Consider the following 15,343-nt stretch of genomic DNA (forward strand, 5'->3'; position numbering starts at 1 on the left):
TTACTTGCATCTGCTGTCTTCTGCATATCTGAAAGCTATTACTTCTTCTGGTGACTTATGGACGATTTAACCCTGCGTTATTACGACGCTGAAATGCGCTACCTGCTGGAAGCGGGTGAAGAGTTTGCCCGCGCTCATCCTGAGCAGGCGGCAATGCTCAATCTTGACAAAGCGGGCGCCCGCGACCCCTTTGTCGAGCGTCTGTTTGAAGGTTTTGCCTTCCTGATGGGCCGCATGCGCCAGAAGCTTGATGACGACCTGCCCGAACTCACCGAAGGCGTGGTTAGTCTGCTGTGGCCACATTATTTACGTACCATTCCTTCCCTGTCAGTCGTGGAATTCACCCCCGACTGGCAGGAAATGAAAGAGCCGATGACGATGGCCAAAGGCTTTGAAGTGCTTTCCCGGCCGATCGGTGAAAAGGGCACGCGCTGTCGGTACACCACCACCAAAGCGATCGCTCTGCAGCCGTTGTCCCTGGAGCGCGCTCAGCTGACCACCGATACGGATGGCCGGTCGGTGATCACGCTGCGCTTTAACTGCAGCAGCCTGACGGACTGGCGCCGGATCGATCTCAGCCATATCCCGCTCTACTGCAACGCCGATGCGCCGCTGGCCTGCGCCATGCACGAGGCCTTTACCCTCAAGGTGGCCAGGATGTGGCTGCGCGTACCCGGTGAGGAGGACAGAAAGCCGCTGGACGGGTATTTCAGCGCGCTGGGATTTGGCGAGGATGACGGCCTCTGGCCCGAAGATAGCCGCAGTTTTCGCGGCTACCAGCTGCTGCTGGAGTATTTTACCTTCCGTGAAAAGTTCATGTTCATCGACCTGCGCGGGCTGGAGACGGTGGCTTTCCCGGCCGGGATGGCGTGGTTTGAGATCGACGTCGTGCTGGCGGAACGCTGGGAACATGACTTCCGCTTCAGCGAAAAGCAGCTGCGCCTGCACTGCGTACCGGCGATCAACCTGTTCCCGCTCGAGTCCGATCCGCTGACCATCAATTCCCTGCAGACAGAATACCTGCTGCGCCCACTGCGCGTGCAGGACGGCCACACTGAAATTTACACCGTCGATTCCGTGATCTCCTCGAGCCAACAGGCTTACGCGCCGTTCTCAAGCTTTCGTCACAAAGGCGGCATGATGCGTCATGACGCGCCTGATTATTACTATCATACCCGGGTGCGCCGTGGCCCCTCCGGGTTGCATAACACCTGGCTTATCGTCGGCGGGGAAGCCTTTGACAATCATACCGTACCGGAAGATGAGAGCCTGTCGCTCACCCTCACCGGAACCAACGGCCAGCTTCCGCGTCGTGCGCTGCAGAGCACCGTGCTCGATACGGTGATGAAAACCACCTCGGCCAGCGTCGCGGTTCGTAACCTCTGCGCGCCGACGCTCCCGTGCTATCCCCCTGCCCAGGATCGTTTTCACTGGCGGGTGCTGAGCCATCTGGGCAGCAGTTTTCTTTCCCTGATGGACAACGCTGAAGTCCTGCGCGGCACCCTGGCGCTGTATGAATGGACCGACAGCGAGATGAATCGTCGGCGTCTGGAAGCCATCCTCGACGTGAAGCACCGCGCAACAGAGCGCTTTGCACAGGGCCATCTGGTGCGCGGCGTGCAAATTGAAGTCACCCTCGACAGCCGCGGCTTTGCCGGACGAGGCGATATATGCCTGTTTGGCGAGATGCTCAGCCGCTTCTTTGCGCTCTACACCGATATCTACTTGTTCAACCGCCTGATTATCATTCTGCAACCAACCGGAGAACGACTGGAATGGGAAGAGAAGCACAGCCGACGCATTCCCGGCTGATGCCGCGTCTGGAGGCCGACCTGCCGCGGATCAATTTTTACCGCTTTTGTCAGCTTCTGGAACGTCAGCACCCCGATAAACCGCTGATGGGGGCGACCAGCCATCCGGCTGACGATCCGGTACGTTTTTATCCGCATCCGGGGATGGGATTCCCCGCCAGCGAACTCCGAGCCGTGGAATACGATGAGGCCAATGACAGCGGGCCGCCGGTCATTCGCACCACCTTTATGGGCTTGTACGGTGTCGATTCGCCGCTCCCGACGGCCTGGCTCGATGATATCGCCCAGCGCAGGGAAGGGCATGAAGCGCTGCAGGGGGTGCTGGATATCTTCAGTCACCGGATTATCACGCAGTATTACCGCCTCTGGCGGAAATACTGCTGGCCCGCCACCTTTGAGCCCGGCGGTACCGACCGCCTGTCACAGTCGTTGCTGGGTCTGGCGGGGCTGGGCATCCCCGGCACGACGCGGCATATCGCCTCGCCAGCGTCGCGCTTTCTGGCGCTGACTGGCGTGCTGCGTCAGCCGGGCAAAACTCAGCAGGGGATCCAGGCTCTGGTCACGCTGCTGGCCCCGAAGACCACCGTCAGGGCGAGCCCTTACTGCCTGCGTCCGGTGGCGGTCAGCCAGCCGCTGGGCTTTTACGGCGATGACGACTTCTTACTGGACGGCAATACCCCGCTGGGTGACGAAGCGATGGACAGCAGTAGCCAGCTCCTCGTCGCCCTTATCACCGATAATCCCGAGGAGGCGCAGGGCTGGAAGCCTGATGGCCCGCTGTTTCGGGACTTTCTCATCCTGCTGCGGGTGTATCTGGGCTGGCGATTCCGGGCCAGAATCACCCTGACCGCGCCGACCCGACTGCTGGCTGTCCCGCCGCTGGGGGACGGACCGTTCTGGCTCGGTATGAACGGCGTGCTGGGCGCTGGAGAGGGCGAGAGTCAGGATGATATCCCACAGACATTTACCACCGAACTGGGCACCTATACCGGCCTGCAGCCTGCCACCTCATCGCAAGGAAACCGACGTGTTACGTATAAGTTTGATTAAAACCGCCTGCCTGCTGTCCCTGCTAGCGCTTTGCCTGAGCGGATGCGGGCTCACCCAGCGCGTCTCGGAGGGAACAAAATCCGCCTTCAACGCCGTTTTTTATAAGCAAATTAATACGCTGCATCTGGATTTTACGGCGCGCGAAGCGCTCAACACCGATGCCAGAGAGAATCACTCGCTCTCCGAACCGGTGGTGGTGCGCATCTATCAGCTTAAAGATCGCCGGACCTTTGACCGGCTGGTTTATCAGCAGCTGCTGGAGGAGGGGGATATTCTGCTCGCCGCCGATCTCCTCGCCAGTCGCGACGTAGTGATCAACCCCGGAGGGGACGCCAGTCTCAATATGCCGCTGGAAACGCAGGCGAAGTTCGTGGCGGTTGTCGGCCTGTTCCGCCATCCGGATACAGAAAGAAATACCTGGAAGCAGGTGCTGGCGCGTGAGGAATTGGATCCTGACAAGCCACGTATTTTTACCGCCGAAACTAACCAGCTAAGGCTCAGGCCTGAAGCGGCGAAGTAACGTCGAAAACAAATTTCTGCGGCGGGTCCATCGTGGCGATTGGCCCGTAATCTTCGTTAACCAGCGAACTGGCGGTAACCATCCTCATCCAGCCTCACCGGTTTCATCACAGCACAGGGAGATAACGTGACAGCGAGGGAGCGTTTTTTTAAGAAACTGCAGCACCAGCAAAATCCGCTGCGGACAACCACCTTCGATGGGGCGGCGGCCGCGGATATTGCCATGTTTCGCCAGCAGATGGCGGCGCTCGCCCGGCAGGTGAATCAGTGGTTTGACGGAACGGGCATCGAGGTGGTGGTTTCGACCCGCCACCTCCACGATCTGAGCACCCTTGGCTACAGCCTCAATAGCGGCATCTGCCGCTACGATATCCCCACTCTCCGCCTGCAAAACGGCGAGCGCAGCGTCAATATCGTGCCGCAGCAGCTGTGGGATGGCGTGGAAAAGGGGGTCGTGACCCTGAGCCTTGAGACACCTGGCGGGGCGGGCTCCCGGGAGGTGTTTTATCTGAGCCTGGCCCCGGACGGCGGCTGGTTGATCCGTCAGGCGCGCCAGCCCCCGGAGGCGCGACAGATTCTCACCGAAGACCGCTTTTTTATGGCGATCGACAGCCTGGCCTGACTGGTCAGATGGTCTGTCCGCCCGATACCTCGATCCGCTGGGCGGTCACCCAGCGGTTATCGTCGCGCAGCAGGCTGGCGATCATCGGCCCAATATCCTCGGGAACGCCCACCCGTCCCAGCGCCGTCATCGCGGCAAACTGCGCGTTAATCCCCGAGTCGTCCCGCACCAGTCCGCCGCCAAAGTCGGTGGCGATAGCGCCGGGGGCGACGGTATTGACGGTGATGCCGCGCCCGCCCAGCTCGCGGGCCATGTATACGCTCAGCATCTCCACAGCCGCTTTGGCCGCGGCGTAGGCGGAGAAGCCAGGATAAGAGACGCGGGTCAGTCCGGAGGAGAAGTTAACGATCCGTCCGCCGTCAGCCAGCAGCGGCAGCAGGGTTTGAACGAGGAAAAACACCCCCTTAACGTGGACGTTAAACAGCCCATCGAACTGCGCCTCGCGCGTTTCGGCCAGCGGGGCAAATTCGCCGTGTCCCGCGTTATTGATCAGATGGTCGAAGGTGTCCCGTCCCCAGACGCTGCCCAGCGCAGCGCGCAGGCTGTCTGCGAAGGCCGGAAAGCTGGCGGTCTGCGCCATATCCAGCGGCAGGGCGATGGCCTTGCGGCCGAGGGCGTGAATGTCGGCCACCACCGCTTCCGCCTGTTCAATATTGCCGCGGCAGGTGACGATGACGTCCCCACCCTGGCGGGCGATATCCAGTGCGGTCTGACGGCCAAGGCCGCGGTTGGCGCCGGTGATAAGTGCAATCTTAGTCATGTTCGATCCTCTCTGGTGTGTGGAGTCCTTACAATAGGGGGTGGCTACCAGACCGGGTTGCCCAATCCTTGTTATTTTTTGCCCATTCCTCTCAATACCCTCTCTTCTGGTGGGAAATAGCGCATAATGAGGCTTTAAAACTTGCCTGAAAGGATCTTATGCGCGACGAACTCTTCGCTCTCTGCCGCCGGTATGCCGATGCTCATGTCGATAGCAGCGGGGTGGCGGTTACCCCGGTTCCCGGCATCACTCTGGTGCGGGCCCTGCACCCAGGCGATCTGCAGGCGGCCATCGCCAGGCCGCTGGTGGCCATGCTGCTGCAGGGGCGCAAAAGCGTGACCACCGGCCTGGCAAGTTTCGACTATGGTCCGGGGGAGGCGATGGTGATCGCCGCGGATGTCCCCACCACCAGCCAGATCACCGAGGCCAGTCAGCGTTTTCCCTATTACGCGCTGGTGCTGGAGCTGGATCTGGCTATCCTGCGCGAGCTGCAGGAGGTGGGACCGTCAGGGGCGGATGAGGCGCCCCGCGTCGGTATCGAACCGATGAATGCCGACGTGACGGACGCCGCTTACCGGCTGGCAAGACTGTTTGATCAACCGGGGGCGCTGGCGGTGTTAGGCGAAGGGCTGCGGCGGGAGCTGCATTACTGGCTGTTGCAGAGTGTTCACGGGGCGGCCATCCGGGCGCTGGGCGTCGCAGACAGCCATTCGGCGCGGATCCGCCGGGCGGTGGCGGTGCTGCGCCGGGATTTTATGCAGCCAGTCAGCGTCGACGCGCTGGCCGACGCCGCCGGGATGAGCGTTTCGGTCTTTCACCGTCATTTCCGCGCCATGACCACCTTGTCGCCGCTGCAGTTTCAGAAGCAGTTGCGCCTGATCCACGCCCGCCGCCTGATGCTGGCGGAAGGGATGAGCATTGCGCAGGCGGCCGGCGAAGTGGGCTATATCAGCGTGTCGCAGTTCACCCGGGAATACGCTCGCCTGTACGGCGCGCCGCCGGGCCGCGACCGTCGACGGGAAAGAATGAGCGCCTGATCTGGCGCGCGGGCTGGCGGCGGCTCCTCCCTGAGCCGGATAGCGGTGGTTCAGTGGTCGAGTGTCGCCGTGATGTGCACTTTGTTACCCATTCGCGCCTCAATGATCCGATAGGCGGTTGCGCCCTCGCGGGCGGCCTGCTGGCGAATTTTACTTTCCGCGTGGTCCAGGGTATCGCCGGTGGCGGTGAGGGTCCTGGCGTTGACCGCCAGCGGCAGCAGGCAACTCAATACGATCAGTGGAATCAGCTTGTTCATCGTCATTCTGTCCTGTGAGAGAAAATCAGCGCGCGGCCTGCAGCCAGCCGGCAATGTCCTGGGTCGGCAGATGGTGGCGGGTATTCCAGGTGTCGCCCATCGGCCACCACACGCCATCCCCCCGGGCGAAGGCGGCGCGATAGCGCAGCATGGCGTTATCCGGGTCTGTCCGCAGCTGGTCCAGCAGGGCGGGCAGGGTGTGAACGGCTTTGCTGAACGTCTGCTGCGTCACGCGCTCCACGGTGTCCGCCAGCTGCCGGTAAGAGGTCGTTTCGCCGGCAACAAACGTCACCTCGTTGACGATCCGCGGCTGATGCAGATAAATCGCGGTGGTCAGGCGGCCAATATCCGCCGGCGAGGTAACGGTCACCTGGGTGTCCCAGCTGCCAAGGGCGTGAAGGGTTCGGGCGGATAAATTCACCACATCGAAGTCTGGCTCGAAGAGAAAGCTGGTAAACATGCCGGTGGAGATAATGACCCACTCCGTGGCCTGCTGCGCGCGCAGCAGGGTCCGGACATCATACTGCTCGTCCCAGACCGGCTGGCCGCTGCCTTTGCCGACCACATCGTAATTGACGCCAAACTGCCAGGGAAAATAGCGAGGCACTCCGGCGGCCAGCACCGCGCGGGTAATTTTCAGCTGCGTCCCCGGACCGGCGACAAAGCCCATGCAGTTAATCACGGTGCTGTACCCGCGAAACGCGCCGGTCAGGGTCTCCAGTGAACTACCGGCGATGTCGACGGCGAGAAAGGCGGCCCCGGCGTCGGCCAGCGCCCGGTGGCTTGCCGAACGCAGCTGGCCGGTTTCATCCCAGGCCGCCGGCGAGACGATCACCGAGACCGCGCCCTGGCGCTGGATCACCGCTGGCACCAGCGCATCCAGTACGGCGGCTCCCAGTTGTCCCGCTCCCAGAACTAATACCTTTTCCTCAAGATTAATATCATCAGTTTTCATTTTAACTCCTTGCTCAGTTAAGCCTTGTATTCACTGGCTACAGGCTCAGTGTAGGGGGGAGGGCATCATTCGATAAGAACAGGATTTCGGGTTAGACTGTTCGTCATAATGGGATAATAACCGTCGGGGGAGCACCAAATGGACAGACTGGATGCCATGCAGTTGTATGTTGCGGTTGTGGATGCCCACAGCTTCGCCCGGGCGGCGGAGGCGCTGGGGCAGCCGCGCTCAACGGTGTCGCGGGTAGTGAAGGAGCTGGAAGCCTGGCTTGGGGCGCAGCTTCTTCAGCGCACCACCCGCAAGCTCAGCGTGACGGCGGAGGGGCGTCGGTATTACGAAGAGTGTAAACGGCTGCTGGCCGAAATGACGGCGATGGAAGCCTCCTTTCCCGGCCGCTCGGCGCAGCCCGCCGGGCGGTTCAAGGTGGGGATGCCGCAATCTCTCGCCCGGCACTGCGTTTTGCCGAGGATCGGCGAGTTTCTGCAGCAGTATCCCGACCTGGAGCTGATCCTCTGCTCAAGCGACAACGTGGAAGATATTATCCAGGAGGGATTCGACTGCGTGATCCGTACCGGGCAAATCGAAGATTCCACCACCCTGGTGGCGCGCCCTCTGGCCCGCTACCGCTGGATGGTCCTCGCCTCGCCGGCCTGGATAGCGGCCCACGGCCGGCCGCAGAGCATTGACGATCTGCACCAGCACCGGGCGGTGGGATACCTGAACCACCGTACCGGGCGGACCATCGACTGGCTTTTCTCCCTCGATGACGGCGACTGCGCGATCCGCATGCGGGAGACGCTGGTGGTCGACGATACCGATGCCTATATCCAGGCCGGCGTTCAGGGGCTGGGCCTGATCCGCGTCGCCAGCTATCTGGCGCAACCCTGGCTGCAGAGCGGCGCGCTGGTCGCCTGTCTGGAGCAGGCCGCGTCTGATCTTCCCCTGTCGCTGGTCTATCCGCAAAACCGCTATCTGCCGCCGGCGGTGCGCGCGTTTTACGACTGGAGCAGGTGCGTTCTGCAACCCCCGCTCAGCGAGGCCTGATGACGGGGCATCGGCCCGGTTATTGGCCGCGCATGGCCTGTTTTATCCTCGCTATCAGCCAGTTCAGCGCCGGATCCTGCGCCCGGCGTTTGTGGCGCAGTATACACAGGGTAAATTCCGGGTAGGCCACCGGCGGGGCGTCCGCGCGCAGCGCATACTGCGCCTGCCAGCGTTGCGCCAGCCCCTGGGGGACGGTGGCGAAGAGCGGCAGGGTGGTCAGCAGGAGGGGAAAGGTGGAGAAATTCTGCGTGGCGAAGCGCACGCGCCGCGCGAGTCCCTGACTGGCGAGCTGGCGATCTATTTCCCCGTGGCCGGTTTCGCGATAGGCCACCATCACATGTTCCCAGGCGATGAAATCGCCCACCGACAACGGCCCGCGGCAGGGGATCTGCTGCGGCGACCAGAGGGTGGTCACCCCCATGCTCATCACCGGTTCGCTGACGATCTCCCCGCGGCTCTGCTTGTTGAGGGACACCGCGACATCAATGCGATCCGCCTCCAGCAGCTGGCGTACCTGGAAGGGGTCGGCGGCGAGTGTCTGGAGCGACACCCGGGGCGCCTCCTGCATCAGTCCGGGCAACAGCTGGGGCATCAACCAGTGTTCGCTCCAGTCGCTGAGGCCGACGCGGAAAAGCTGCTGCGCGCTGGCGGGGGAAAACTCCCCGGCGCCAAACATTGCCGAATGCAGGTGTTCCATCAGCGGCTGCAGCTCGGTCATCAGCGCTTGCGCCCGCGGGGTCGGCAGCATGCCTCTGGCGCTGCGCACGAACAGCGGATCGTCAAACATCTCGCGCAGCCGTTTCAGCGCCCCGCTGATGGCCGGTTGGCCAAGATGCAGCGCCTCTGCGGTGCGGGTAACGCTGGCTTCGCGGTACAGCACCATCAAGACCGTCAACAAATTCAGATCGATACGACTAAAATCATTTTCAATGATTTTCTTCATTATGATAATCAATTTGAATGTGGGTTATCCCGGCAGCATAGTGAATATCACCCCGGTAAATCAACCAGCGCAATTCGCGCGGAGGGAGTGATGCAAACTTACCAGACAGGCGACAGCCTGATATTCAAAGTGCCGGAACGCGAGATTAGCCTGCAGCCGGCGGCGCTCTATCCCGCGGCGTTCCCTGTGACGGAGGCGGACGCCGATAATCAGCCAATCGCGCTGTCAATCCACAGCTGGGTGGTACAGACTCCCCACGATCTGATCGTTATCGATACCGCCACCGGCAATGGTCGGGAGCGCGGCGGCAATCCGCTCTATCATCAACTTAACACGCCCTATCTGGAGAATCTCCGCGCCGCGGGAGTGAACCCGGAGGAGGTGACCCTGGTGCTACTGACCCACCTGCATACCGACCATGTCGGATGGAATACCGTCTGGCGGGACGATCGCTGGGCGCCGCTGTTTCCCAACGCGCGCTACCTGTGTTCGGCAAAAGAGCTCACGCGGGTGAAGAACAGCGAACGCTACCGGGCGCTGTGGCTCGACAGCCTGCTGCCGGTGATCGAGGCTGGCCAGCTGGAGACCGTGGATGTGGCGGCCAGGCCGCTGGTCGGCGGACGGATCGCCTTTATCCCTACCCCCGGCCACAGTCCGGACCATGCCGCGCTGATCCTCTCCTCTGGCGATGACTACGCCTGTTTCTCAGGCGATCTTCTTCATTCCCCGCGCCAGTTTACCCATCCGCACTGGAGCTCGGCGTTCTGCGGCGATCCCCGGCAGGCGGAACGCTCGCGACGCGAGATGATGGCGTGGTGCGCAAGCCATCATGCCCAATGGTTCACCGGGCATTTCGCCGGACCCTCCTGCGGTTGGCTGGAGGAGGACAGGCCAGGGGAGTATCGCTGGCGAGACGCCGGAGAACGATCTGCTGACGAGGGGGAACGGTGATGAATAATGCCCAAATCGTATTGGTTTTTGGCGCCACCGGCCAGCAGGGCGGCTCGGTGGCGCGGGCGCTGCTGCACCGCGGCTGGCGAGTGCGGGCGCTGGTCAGGGATCCTTTCTCCGCCGGGGCTGTCGCGCTGGCGGCGCGGGGAGCCGAGCTGGTCGTGGGCGCCTTTGAAGACCGGGCGGCAATGCGGGCGGCGATGGCCGGGGTCGACGGCGTCTTCAGCGTGCAGCCCAGCTCGCCGGGCGGGACGGTAACCGATGAGCAGGAGGTGCGCTACGGGATAACCATCGCCGACCTTGCCGTCGAGTGCGGGGTGAAGCATCTGGTATACAGCTCCGGCAGCGCGGCGGGGGAGACGCCGACCGGCGTAGCGCATTATGACACCAAAGCGGCGATTGAGCGGCATATCCGCCGCCTGCCGCTGGCGGCGACCATCGTGCGGCCCGCCACCTTTATGGAGCTGCTGGTGATGCCCGGTTTTGGCCTTGATGAAGGTCATTTTCACTTTTTTATGCTGCCGGAGGGGAGGATGCAGGTGCTGGCGGTGGAGGATATCGGCCAGCTTGTCGCAGCGATTTTTGCCGCGCCGGCGCGGTTTGCCGGCAAGACGTTCGAGATCGCCAGCGACAGCGTGACCGGTCATCAGCTCGAGGCGTTATTCTCCGCGGCGGCGGGACGGCCGATCCCCTATTCGCGATTTTCCGACGAGGTGCTGGCCGCCAGCCCTTTTCTGCACAAGCTGACCGGGCTGGTGGACGACGGGCGGCTGGCGGGGCACGCCGACCTCGACGCCCTGCGCCAGCTGCACCCGCAGCTGCACACCTTCGCCGGCTGGCTGGCGGGCCCCGGCCGTCCCGCCTTCGAGCGGGCGCTGACCAGCGGGACCCGCTGGGCGTTTAATCGTTAAAGACGGCTATATCCTTCCCGCCGGCGTCTCGTTGTCTGGCCCGGCGGATGAGCTGAGCAGGGAAGGCCTGCAGGTCGTTAAGACAACGCACGAGGAGTCTGAGTGTAAATTATTTTGCGGTTTTTGCTGGCAACGATAGGTGAAAGTGAACGTCCAGAATTTTCAGCCGCTTAGAATGGAGGAAACTCTCTGGGATCGCCTGAATAATGACAATTTACCGATGGGCCTCGGCCTGCCTGTTAAGCATAACCTGCGCCGCTACGGCGGCGGAATTTAAAACCATCGAGGCCGATCTGCTGGCCTCCAACCGGCTGTTCTGTATGACCGGCTATGACCATAAGCCGATCGGCGTGGCGTGGGAGAGCGTCAAATCCAGCCGCTATCAGCCACAGTCGGATGGCGACCGTATTTTCAGCGACACCGTCTCCCGGCGCTTTCTGGAAGAGGAGAATAAGACCGCCTTTTACAATGGCGCCAAATATCGCGTACTGGGTAAACCCGCCAGCGCCTGCTATGACTATTCCGCCGCGCGTATTCAACGCATGGCGGGCTACCTGAAGATGTAACGACTCCGCGAGGCGGGCGCTAAAACAGCGCCAGCCGGGCGAGACGGTCCAGCGCCTTGCGCAGCGCGTCGTCCCCAGCCGTCAGACTGATGCGAATAAACCCTTCACCCCCATCGCCAAAACCAGTGCCTGGCGCCACCAGAATATGCGCCTCCTGCAGCAGCAGGCGGGCAAACTCCTGTGAACGGTACCCGGGCGGCACGCTCAGCCAGAGGAAGAAAGTACCTTGTGCGGCACGAACCGGCCAGCGCAGTGCGGCCAGTCGACGCAGAACCCACTCCCGGCGCTGATGATACACCGCCGTCAGCTGCGCAATCCGTTCTGCCGGCAGGCTGAGCGCGGCGATTGCTGCATCCTGAATGGCGCCAAACACCGTGCTGTAGCTGTGGGTGTGCAGTTTTTTAAACGCCCGGATAATCGAGGCGTTGCCGACCGCGAAGCCGAAGCGCCAGCCGGCCATATTAAAGGTCTTGGAGAAGGTGTAGGTCTCCACTCCCCACGCTTTCGCGCCTGGCTGAGAGAAAAGGCTCAGCGGCGCATCTCTGGCCGCGCTGCCGATGGCCGCATAGGCAAAATCGTGCAGGATCGGCACCTGGTGACGTCGGGCAAACTGCAGGGCGCTGGCGAACAGCGCCGGCGTGGCGAGGGTGCCGGTGGGGTTATGCGGATAGTTAAGCACCACCAGCCCGGCCTGGTGAGCTACCTCCCGGGGGAGGTCGTTAAAATCCGGCAGGAAGTGGTTCTCAGCCCTGAGCGGCAGGCCATAAAACGCCGCCTGGGACTGCAGCGCCGCTGAGCGGTAAATGGGATAGCAGGGATCGGTGGAGATGAGGTATTGTCCGGGACGGAGCAGCGCCCGCGGGATGCCGCCAATACCGATATGCGAGCCCTGAAATACCGCGACTTCGCTGTGCGGATCGAGTTCCACATCATACTGGCGGCGATAAAAATGGGCGATCGCTTCGCGGACCTGCGGCTTGCCCCAGAACGACGGGTAGCCATGGTTTTCACGACGATGAATGGCGCTCTGCAGCGAGTCAATCACTTCCGGCGGCGTGGGCTGATCCGGACTGCCGCTGGAGAGGTCGATCAACGGCAGCGCGTCGGTGTTGACCTCCGCAGCCAGTTTTTCCAGCAGGCTGAACAGATTCTCTTCCAGGGCGTCCACCAGTGGTGAAGCAGCGAAATCAGGCATAATTTTCCCGGTTTACGTTATCAATAATCTGCCATCTTTAAGGGATTTATTGCGCCTGGCTAAATAACAATATATGCAAAGGATTATTGTTTTTAGGATATGTCGGGATGGCAAAAGTTTATGAGGAATAAGCAAAAGGAAATCCGGCGTTCTGGCTTACAACCCGCTTTCGGCTGTGATTTAATCGCTCAATATCGCCAACCTTCCAGGAAAATACCTTATGAACAAGTCAGTTGCGCTCGGAATGACGCTCGCCCTGTTATCCGCTTCCTCCTTTTACGCCACCGCCGATCAAATTATTCGCATCGGCTTTAACCCCGGACCGTATAAAGAGCAATTTGAAAAAGGGGTCGCCCCCTATTTATTGAGTAAAGGATATAAAATCGAATATAAAGATTTCAGCGACGGTATTCAGGTCAATGACGCGGTAGCTCGCGGCGATATCGAAGCGAATATTATGCAGCATCCGGTATACCTGAAAGCGATCAATGAGCGACTGGGGATCGATAACGTCGGCATTGTGCAGGTACCCACGCCGCCGATGGGTCTGTACGGCGGCAAACTGACGACCCTGGGCACCCCGGCAGCCGGCACGGTGGTGTCGGTGCCAAACCAGCCGTCGAACGAATATCGCGCGGTACTGGTGCTGGAAAGCCTCGGCTGGGTGAAGATTAAACCGGACAGCGATCCCGCCACCTTTTCGCAGCGTAACATCGTTGCCAACCCCTATAACATCGTGCTTAAGGAGATGGACAATGCCCAGCAGGTTCGCGCGCTGCCGGACGTCGACTATGGCCTGATTCAGGGCAATTTCGCCGTCTCCAGCGGCATGGCGCTTACCTCGGCATTAAAGCTGGAGGCCGCTACCAGCCATTTTATTAACGTTGTGACCGTTGCCGGTAAAAATCAGAAGGCGCAGTTTGCCAAAGATATCATCGACGGCTATCACTCTGCCGATTTCAAAAAATATATTCTCAGCCATCCGCAGTATGATGGTTACCTGCTGCCTGATTATTTAAAATGAATAACGCGATGATAGAATTTCGCCATGTCAGTAAAACCTTTAACAGAAAAGGGCATCCGGTTCTGGCCCTGCAGGATATTAATCTCAGTATCGACCGGGGCGATATTTTCGGCATTATTGGCTACAGCGGCGCAGGAAAAAGCACCTTATTGCGGCTGATCAATCGTCTGGAAACGCCGGGTGAGGGCGAGGTGGTGTTGAATGGTGAGTCGCTCCAGGACTGCAGCGGCCAGCGCCTGCAGGCGATCAAAAAAGATATCGGCATGATCTTTCAGAATTTTAATCTGCTGAATTCGAAAACGGTATTTCATAACATCGCTATCCCGCTTATTTTACAGGGACGCGACAAGGCCTTTATCCAGGCGCGGGTTGCGGAGCTGCTGGCGTTTGTCGACCTGAGCGACAAAATGCACAGCTACCCGAATGAGCTGTCGGGAGGGCAAAAGCAGCGGGTCGGTATCGCCCGGGCGCTGGCCACCAACCCGTCGGTGCTGCTGTGCGATGAAGCCACCTCGGCACTCGACCCCCATACTACGGTACAGATCTTATTGCTGCTGCAGGAGATTAATCGCCGCTATGGCATCACCATTGTGCTGATTACGCATGAAATGTCAGTGATCCAGACAATCTGTCACAAGGTGGCGGTGATGCAGGCCGGGCGCATTGTTGAGCAGGGGACGGTTTTCGATCTCTTTGCCCAGCCGCAGCATCCGGTCACCGCCAGTTTCGTGCAGTCGGTGGTGCACGATCGTCTGCCGCAGCGGGTGGCGTCGCTCCTGCAACGCGACAACGGCGCCCGGGCTTTACGCCTCGAATTTATCGGCGCGACGGCCCGGCAGCCGATCATTAACCGCCTGATCCGCGAGTATGCTGTCGAGGTGAATATCCTGTTTGCCAGCATGTCCGAAGTTCAGGGCCGGATACTGGGATTTATGATTGTGCAACTCCTCGGCGAGCCTGACGAAACCGAACGCGCCATCACCCATCTGGCCGACGCAGGAGTGAAAATCATCCATGTTTGATCTTATTGATACCGCCATTACCGGCGAGCAGTTTCTGCTGGCGCTGCATGATACCCTGATTATGGTCGCCATCTCACTGGGCTTTGGCGCGTTGCTCGGCGTCCCGCTGGGAATTGTGCTGGTGGTTTGTCGTCCTGGCGGCATCGTGGCCAACCCGGTGGTGCATCAGGCGCTGAATCCGCTGATTAACGTGCTGCGCTCGCTGCCGTTTATCATTTTGCTGATTGTGATCCTGCCCTTCACCAGGCTGCTGGTGGGCACGACTATCGGCACCGCGGGGGCCATCGTGCCGCTGATCGTTTTTGTCGCCCCCTATATTGCCCGGCTGGTGGAGAGCTCGCTGCTGGAGGTGGATGAGGGGATCCTTGAGGCCGCAGACGCCATGGGCGCGACCCCTCTGCAGACCGTCTGGCATTTCATGCTGCCGGAGGCGGCGGCGTCGTTGATTCTGGCCCTTACCACCGCGACCATCGGTCTGCTTGGCGCGACCGCCATGGCGGGAACGGTGGGCGGCGGCGGGATCGGCGACCTGGCGATCACCTACGGCTATCAGCGTTTCGACGCCTTTGCCACCCTCACCACCGCCCTGGTGCTGATTGTTATTGTCCAGCTTATTCAGACGCTGGGCACCCGCCTGGCTCGCCGACTGCGTCGCGAATAACTGCGATACCGCGCC

The 15,343-nt window shown here is 60.9% G+C and carries 17 protein-coding genes; 12 read left to right on the forward strand and 5 right to left on the reverse strand.

Going from position 1 to position 15,343, the window contains the following annotated elements; genetic code table 11:
- Positions 1–57: 57 nt before the first annotated feature.
- From tssF to MKR05_RS02360, 4 genes are all read left to right on the forward strand, one after another.
- Positions 58–1,812, forward strand: a complete 1,755-nt coding sequence (gene tssF, locus MKR05_RS02345) for a type VI secretion system baseplate subunit TssF (RefSeq protein WP_072413099.1) — start codon at positions 58–60, stop codon at positions 1,810–1,812.
- On the forward strand, positions 1,776–2,861 hold the full coding sequence (gene tssG, locus MKR05_RS02350) for a type VI secretion system baseplate subunit TssG (protein ID WP_060590930.1): 1,086 nt from the start codon (positions 1,776–1,778) through the stop codon (positions 2,859–2,861). The genes tssF and tssG overlap by 37 nt, the downstream gene beginning before the upstream one ends.
- Positions 2,839–3,381 carry a type VI secretion system lipoprotein TssJ gene (gene tssJ / locus MKR05_RS02355; RefSeq protein ID WP_023289403.1) on the forward strand — a complete coding sequence of 181 codons (543 nt, stop codon included), beginning with the start codon at positions 2,839–2,841 and terminating at the stop codon, positions 3,379–3,381. The genes tssG and tssJ overlap by 23 nt, the downstream gene beginning before the upstream one ends.
- Positions 3,382–3,507: 126 nt before the next feature.
- On the forward strand, positions 3,508–4,002 hold the full coding sequence (locus tag MKR05_RS02360; protein WP_238875559.1) for a hypothetical protein: 495 nt from the start codon (positions 3,508–3,510) through the stop codon (positions 4,000–4,002).
- A gap of 4 nt (positions 4,003–4,006) precedes the next feature.
- On the opposite strand, the gene MKR05_RS02365 is transcribed toward MKR05_RS02360, so the two are convergent.
- Positions 4,007–4,762 (reverse strand): SDR family NAD(P)-dependent oxidoreductase, encoded by a 756-nt coding sequence (locus MKR05_RS02365; RefSeq protein ID WP_087824920.1) that lies wholly within the window; start codon positions 4,760–4,762, stop codon positions 4,007–4,009.
- A 158-nt stretch (positions 4,763–4,920) separates the two neighbouring features.
- Here MKR05_RS02365 and MKR05_RS02370 point away from each other — a divergent pair, with 158 nt between their 5' ends.
- Positions 4,921–5,799, forward strand: coding sequence for an AraC family transcriptional regulator (locus MKR05_RS02370; RefSeq protein WP_064154719.1), 879 nt, complete (start codon positions 4,921–4,923; stop codon positions 5,797–5,799).
- A 50-nt stretch (positions 5,800–5,849) separates the two neighbouring features.
- On the opposite strand, the gene MKR05_RS02375 is transcribed toward MKR05_RS02370, so the two are convergent.
- Both MKR05_RS02375 and MKR05_RS02380 read right to left on the reverse strand, forming a co-directional pair.
- On the reverse strand, positions 5,850–6,056 hold the full coding sequence (locus MKR05_RS02375; RefSeq protein WP_085550778.1) for a DUF1471 domain-containing protein: 207 nt from the start codon (positions 6,054–6,056) through the stop codon (positions 5,850–5,852).
- 25 nt (positions 6,057–6,081) lie between these two features.
- Positions 6,082–7,011 (reverse strand): aromatic alcohol reductase, encoded by a 930-nt coding sequence (locus tag MKR05_RS02380; protein ID WP_023289408.1) that lies wholly within the window; start codon positions 7,009–7,011, stop codon positions 6,082–6,084.
- Positions 7,012–7,149: 138 nt separating this feature from the next.
- Between MKR05_RS02380 and MKR05_RS02385 the strand changes: the two genes are divergently transcribed.
- Entirely contained in the window at positions 7,150–8,055 is a 906-nt protein-coding gene (locus tag MKR05_RS02385; RefSeq protein ID WP_064157534.1) for a LysR family transcriptional regulator, read from the forward strand.
- A gap of 19 nt (positions 8,056–8,074) precedes the next feature.
- Here the strand turns inward: MKR05_RS02385 and MKR05_RS02390 are convergent, their stop codons facing one another.
- A complete protein-coding gene (locus MKR05_RS02390; protein WP_072413103.1) occupies positions 8,075–8,998 on the reverse strand; it encodes a LysR family transcriptional regulator in 924 nt (307 codons plus the stop codon).
- 87 nt (positions 8,999–9,085) lie between these two features.
- Between MKR05_RS02390 and MKR05_RS02395 the strand changes: the two genes are divergently transcribed.
- The 3 genes from MKR05_RS02395 (at position 9,086) to MKR05_RS02405 (ending at position 11,426) form a co-directional block, all read left to right on the forward strand.
- Positions 9,086–9,949 carry an MBL fold metallo-hydrolase gene (locus tag MKR05_RS02395; protein ID WP_072413104.1) on the forward strand — a complete coding sequence of 288 codons (864 nt, stop codon included), beginning with the start codon at positions 9,086–9,088 and terminating at the stop codon, positions 9,947–9,949.
- Complete coding sequence (locus MKR05_RS02400) at positions 9,949–10,860, forward strand: NmrA/HSCARG family protein (RefSeq protein ID WP_214183791.1); 912 nt, start codon at positions 9,949–9,951, stop codon at positions 10,858–10,860. Before MKR05_RS02395 ends, MKR05_RS02400 begins: the two co-directional genes overlap by 1 nt.
- Positions 10,861–11,066: 206 nt before the next feature.
- Entirely contained in the window at positions 11,067–11,426 is a 360-nt protein-coding gene (locus MKR05_RS02405) for a hypothetical protein (protein WP_049015170.1), read from the forward strand.
- Between the two features lie 19 nt (positions 11,427–11,445).
- On the opposite strand, the gene MKR05_RS02410 is transcribed toward MKR05_RS02405, so the two are convergent.
- Complete coding sequence (locus tag MKR05_RS02410) at positions 11,446–12,621, reverse strand: aminotransferase class I/II-fold pyridoxal phosphate-dependent enzyme (RefSeq protein WP_238875561.1); 1,176 nt, start codon at positions 12,619–12,621, stop codon at positions 11,446–11,448.
- A gap of 220 nt (positions 12,622–12,841) precedes the next feature.
- On the opposite strand from MKR05_RS02410, the gene MKR05_RS02415 reads away from it, so the two are divergent.
- Genes MKR05_RS02415 through MKR05_RS02425 form a run of 3 tightly spaced genes read left to right on the forward strand, consistent with a single transcriptional unit; the run spans position 12,842 to position 15,328 of the window.
- Positions 12,842–13,645, forward strand: coding sequence for a MetQ/NlpA family ABC transporter substrate-binding protein (locus MKR05_RS02415; RefSeq protein ID WP_048297379.1), 804 nt, complete (start codon positions 12,842–12,844; stop codon positions 13,643–13,645).
- 8 nt (positions 13,646–13,653) lie between these two features.
- Positions 13,654–14,667: a methionine ABC transporter ATP-binding protein gene (locus tag MKR05_RS02420; protein ID WP_032429140.1), complete on the forward strand. Its 1,014-nt coding sequence runs from the start codon at positions 13,654–13,656 to the stop codon at positions 14,665–14,667.
- The gene (locus tag MKR05_RS02425) at positions 14,660–15,328 is read left to right on the forward strand and encodes a methionine ABC transporter permease (RefSeq protein WP_044522560.1); all 669 of its coding nucleotides are present in this window, start codon (positions 14,660–14,662) and stop codon (positions 15,326–15,328) included. Before MKR05_RS02420 ends, MKR05_RS02425 begins: the two co-directional genes overlap by 8 nt.
- Positions 15,329–15,343 lie beyond the last annotated feature (15 nt).

The organism is Klebsiella sp. K5-204, assembly GCF_030128585.1.
Taxonomy (GTDB): domain Bacteria; phylum Pseudomonadota; class Gammaproteobacteria; order Enterobacterales; family Enterobacteriaceae; genus Klebsiella; species Klebsiella quasipneumoniae.

Bases quoted from the DNA above. Each gene is read 5' to 3' on its own strand.
- MKR05_RS02380 (WP_023289408.1), bottom strand. From the start codon at position 7,011: ATGAAAACTGATGATATTAATCTTGAGGAAAAGGTATTAGTTCTGGGA.
- MKR05_RS02410 (WP_238875561.1), bottom strand. From the start codon at position 12,621: ATGCCTGATTTCGCTGCTTCACCACTGGTGGACGCCCTGGAAGAGAAT.
- MKR05_RS02370 (WP_064154719.1), top strand. From the start codon at position 4,921: ATGCGCGACGAACTCTTCGCTCTCTGCCGCCGGTATGCCGATGCTCAT.
- MKR05_RS02420 (WP_032429140.1), top strand. From the start codon at position 13,654: ATGATAGAATTTCGCCATGTCAGTAAAACCTTTAACAGAAAAGGGCAT.
- MKR05_RS02390 (WP_072413103.1), bottom strand. From the start codon at position 8,998: ATGAAGAAAATCATTGAAAATGATTTTAGTCGTATCGATCTGAATTTG.
- MKR05_RS02375 (WP_085550778.1), bottom strand. From the start codon at position 6,056: ATGAACAAGCTGATTCCACTGATCGTATTGAGTTGCCTGCTGCCGCTG.
- tssF (WP_072413099.1), top strand. From the start codon at position 58: ATGGACGATTTAACCCTGCGTTATTACGACGCTGAAATGCGCTACCTG.
- tssG (WP_060590930.1), top strand. From the start codon at position 1,776: ATGGGAAGAGAAGCACAGCCGACGCATTCCCGGCTGATGCCGCGTCTG.
- MKR05_RS02365 (WP_087824920.1), bottom strand. From the start codon at position 4,762: ATGACTAAGATTGCACTTATCACCGGCGCCAACCGCGGCCTTGGCCGT.
- MKR05_RS02405 (WP_049015170.1), top strand. From the start codon at position 11,067: ATGACAATTTACCGATGGGCCTCGGCCTGCCTGTTAAGCATAACCTGC.
- MKR05_RS02425 (WP_044522560.1), top strand. From the start codon at position 14,660: ATGTTTGATCTTATTGATACCGCCATTACCGGCGAGCAGTTTCTGCTG.
- MKR05_RS02400 (WP_214183791.1), top strand. From the start codon at position 9,949: ATGAATAATGCCCAAATCGTATTGGTTTTTGGCGCCACCGGCCAGCAG.
- MKR05_RS02385 (WP_064157534.1), top strand. From the start codon at position 7,150: ATGGACAGACTGGATGCCATGCAGTTGTATGTTGCGGTTGTGGATGCC.
- MKR05_RS02415 (WP_048297379.1), top strand. From the start codon at position 12,842: ATGAACAAGTCAGTTGCGCTCGGAATGACGCTCGCCCTGTTATCCGCT.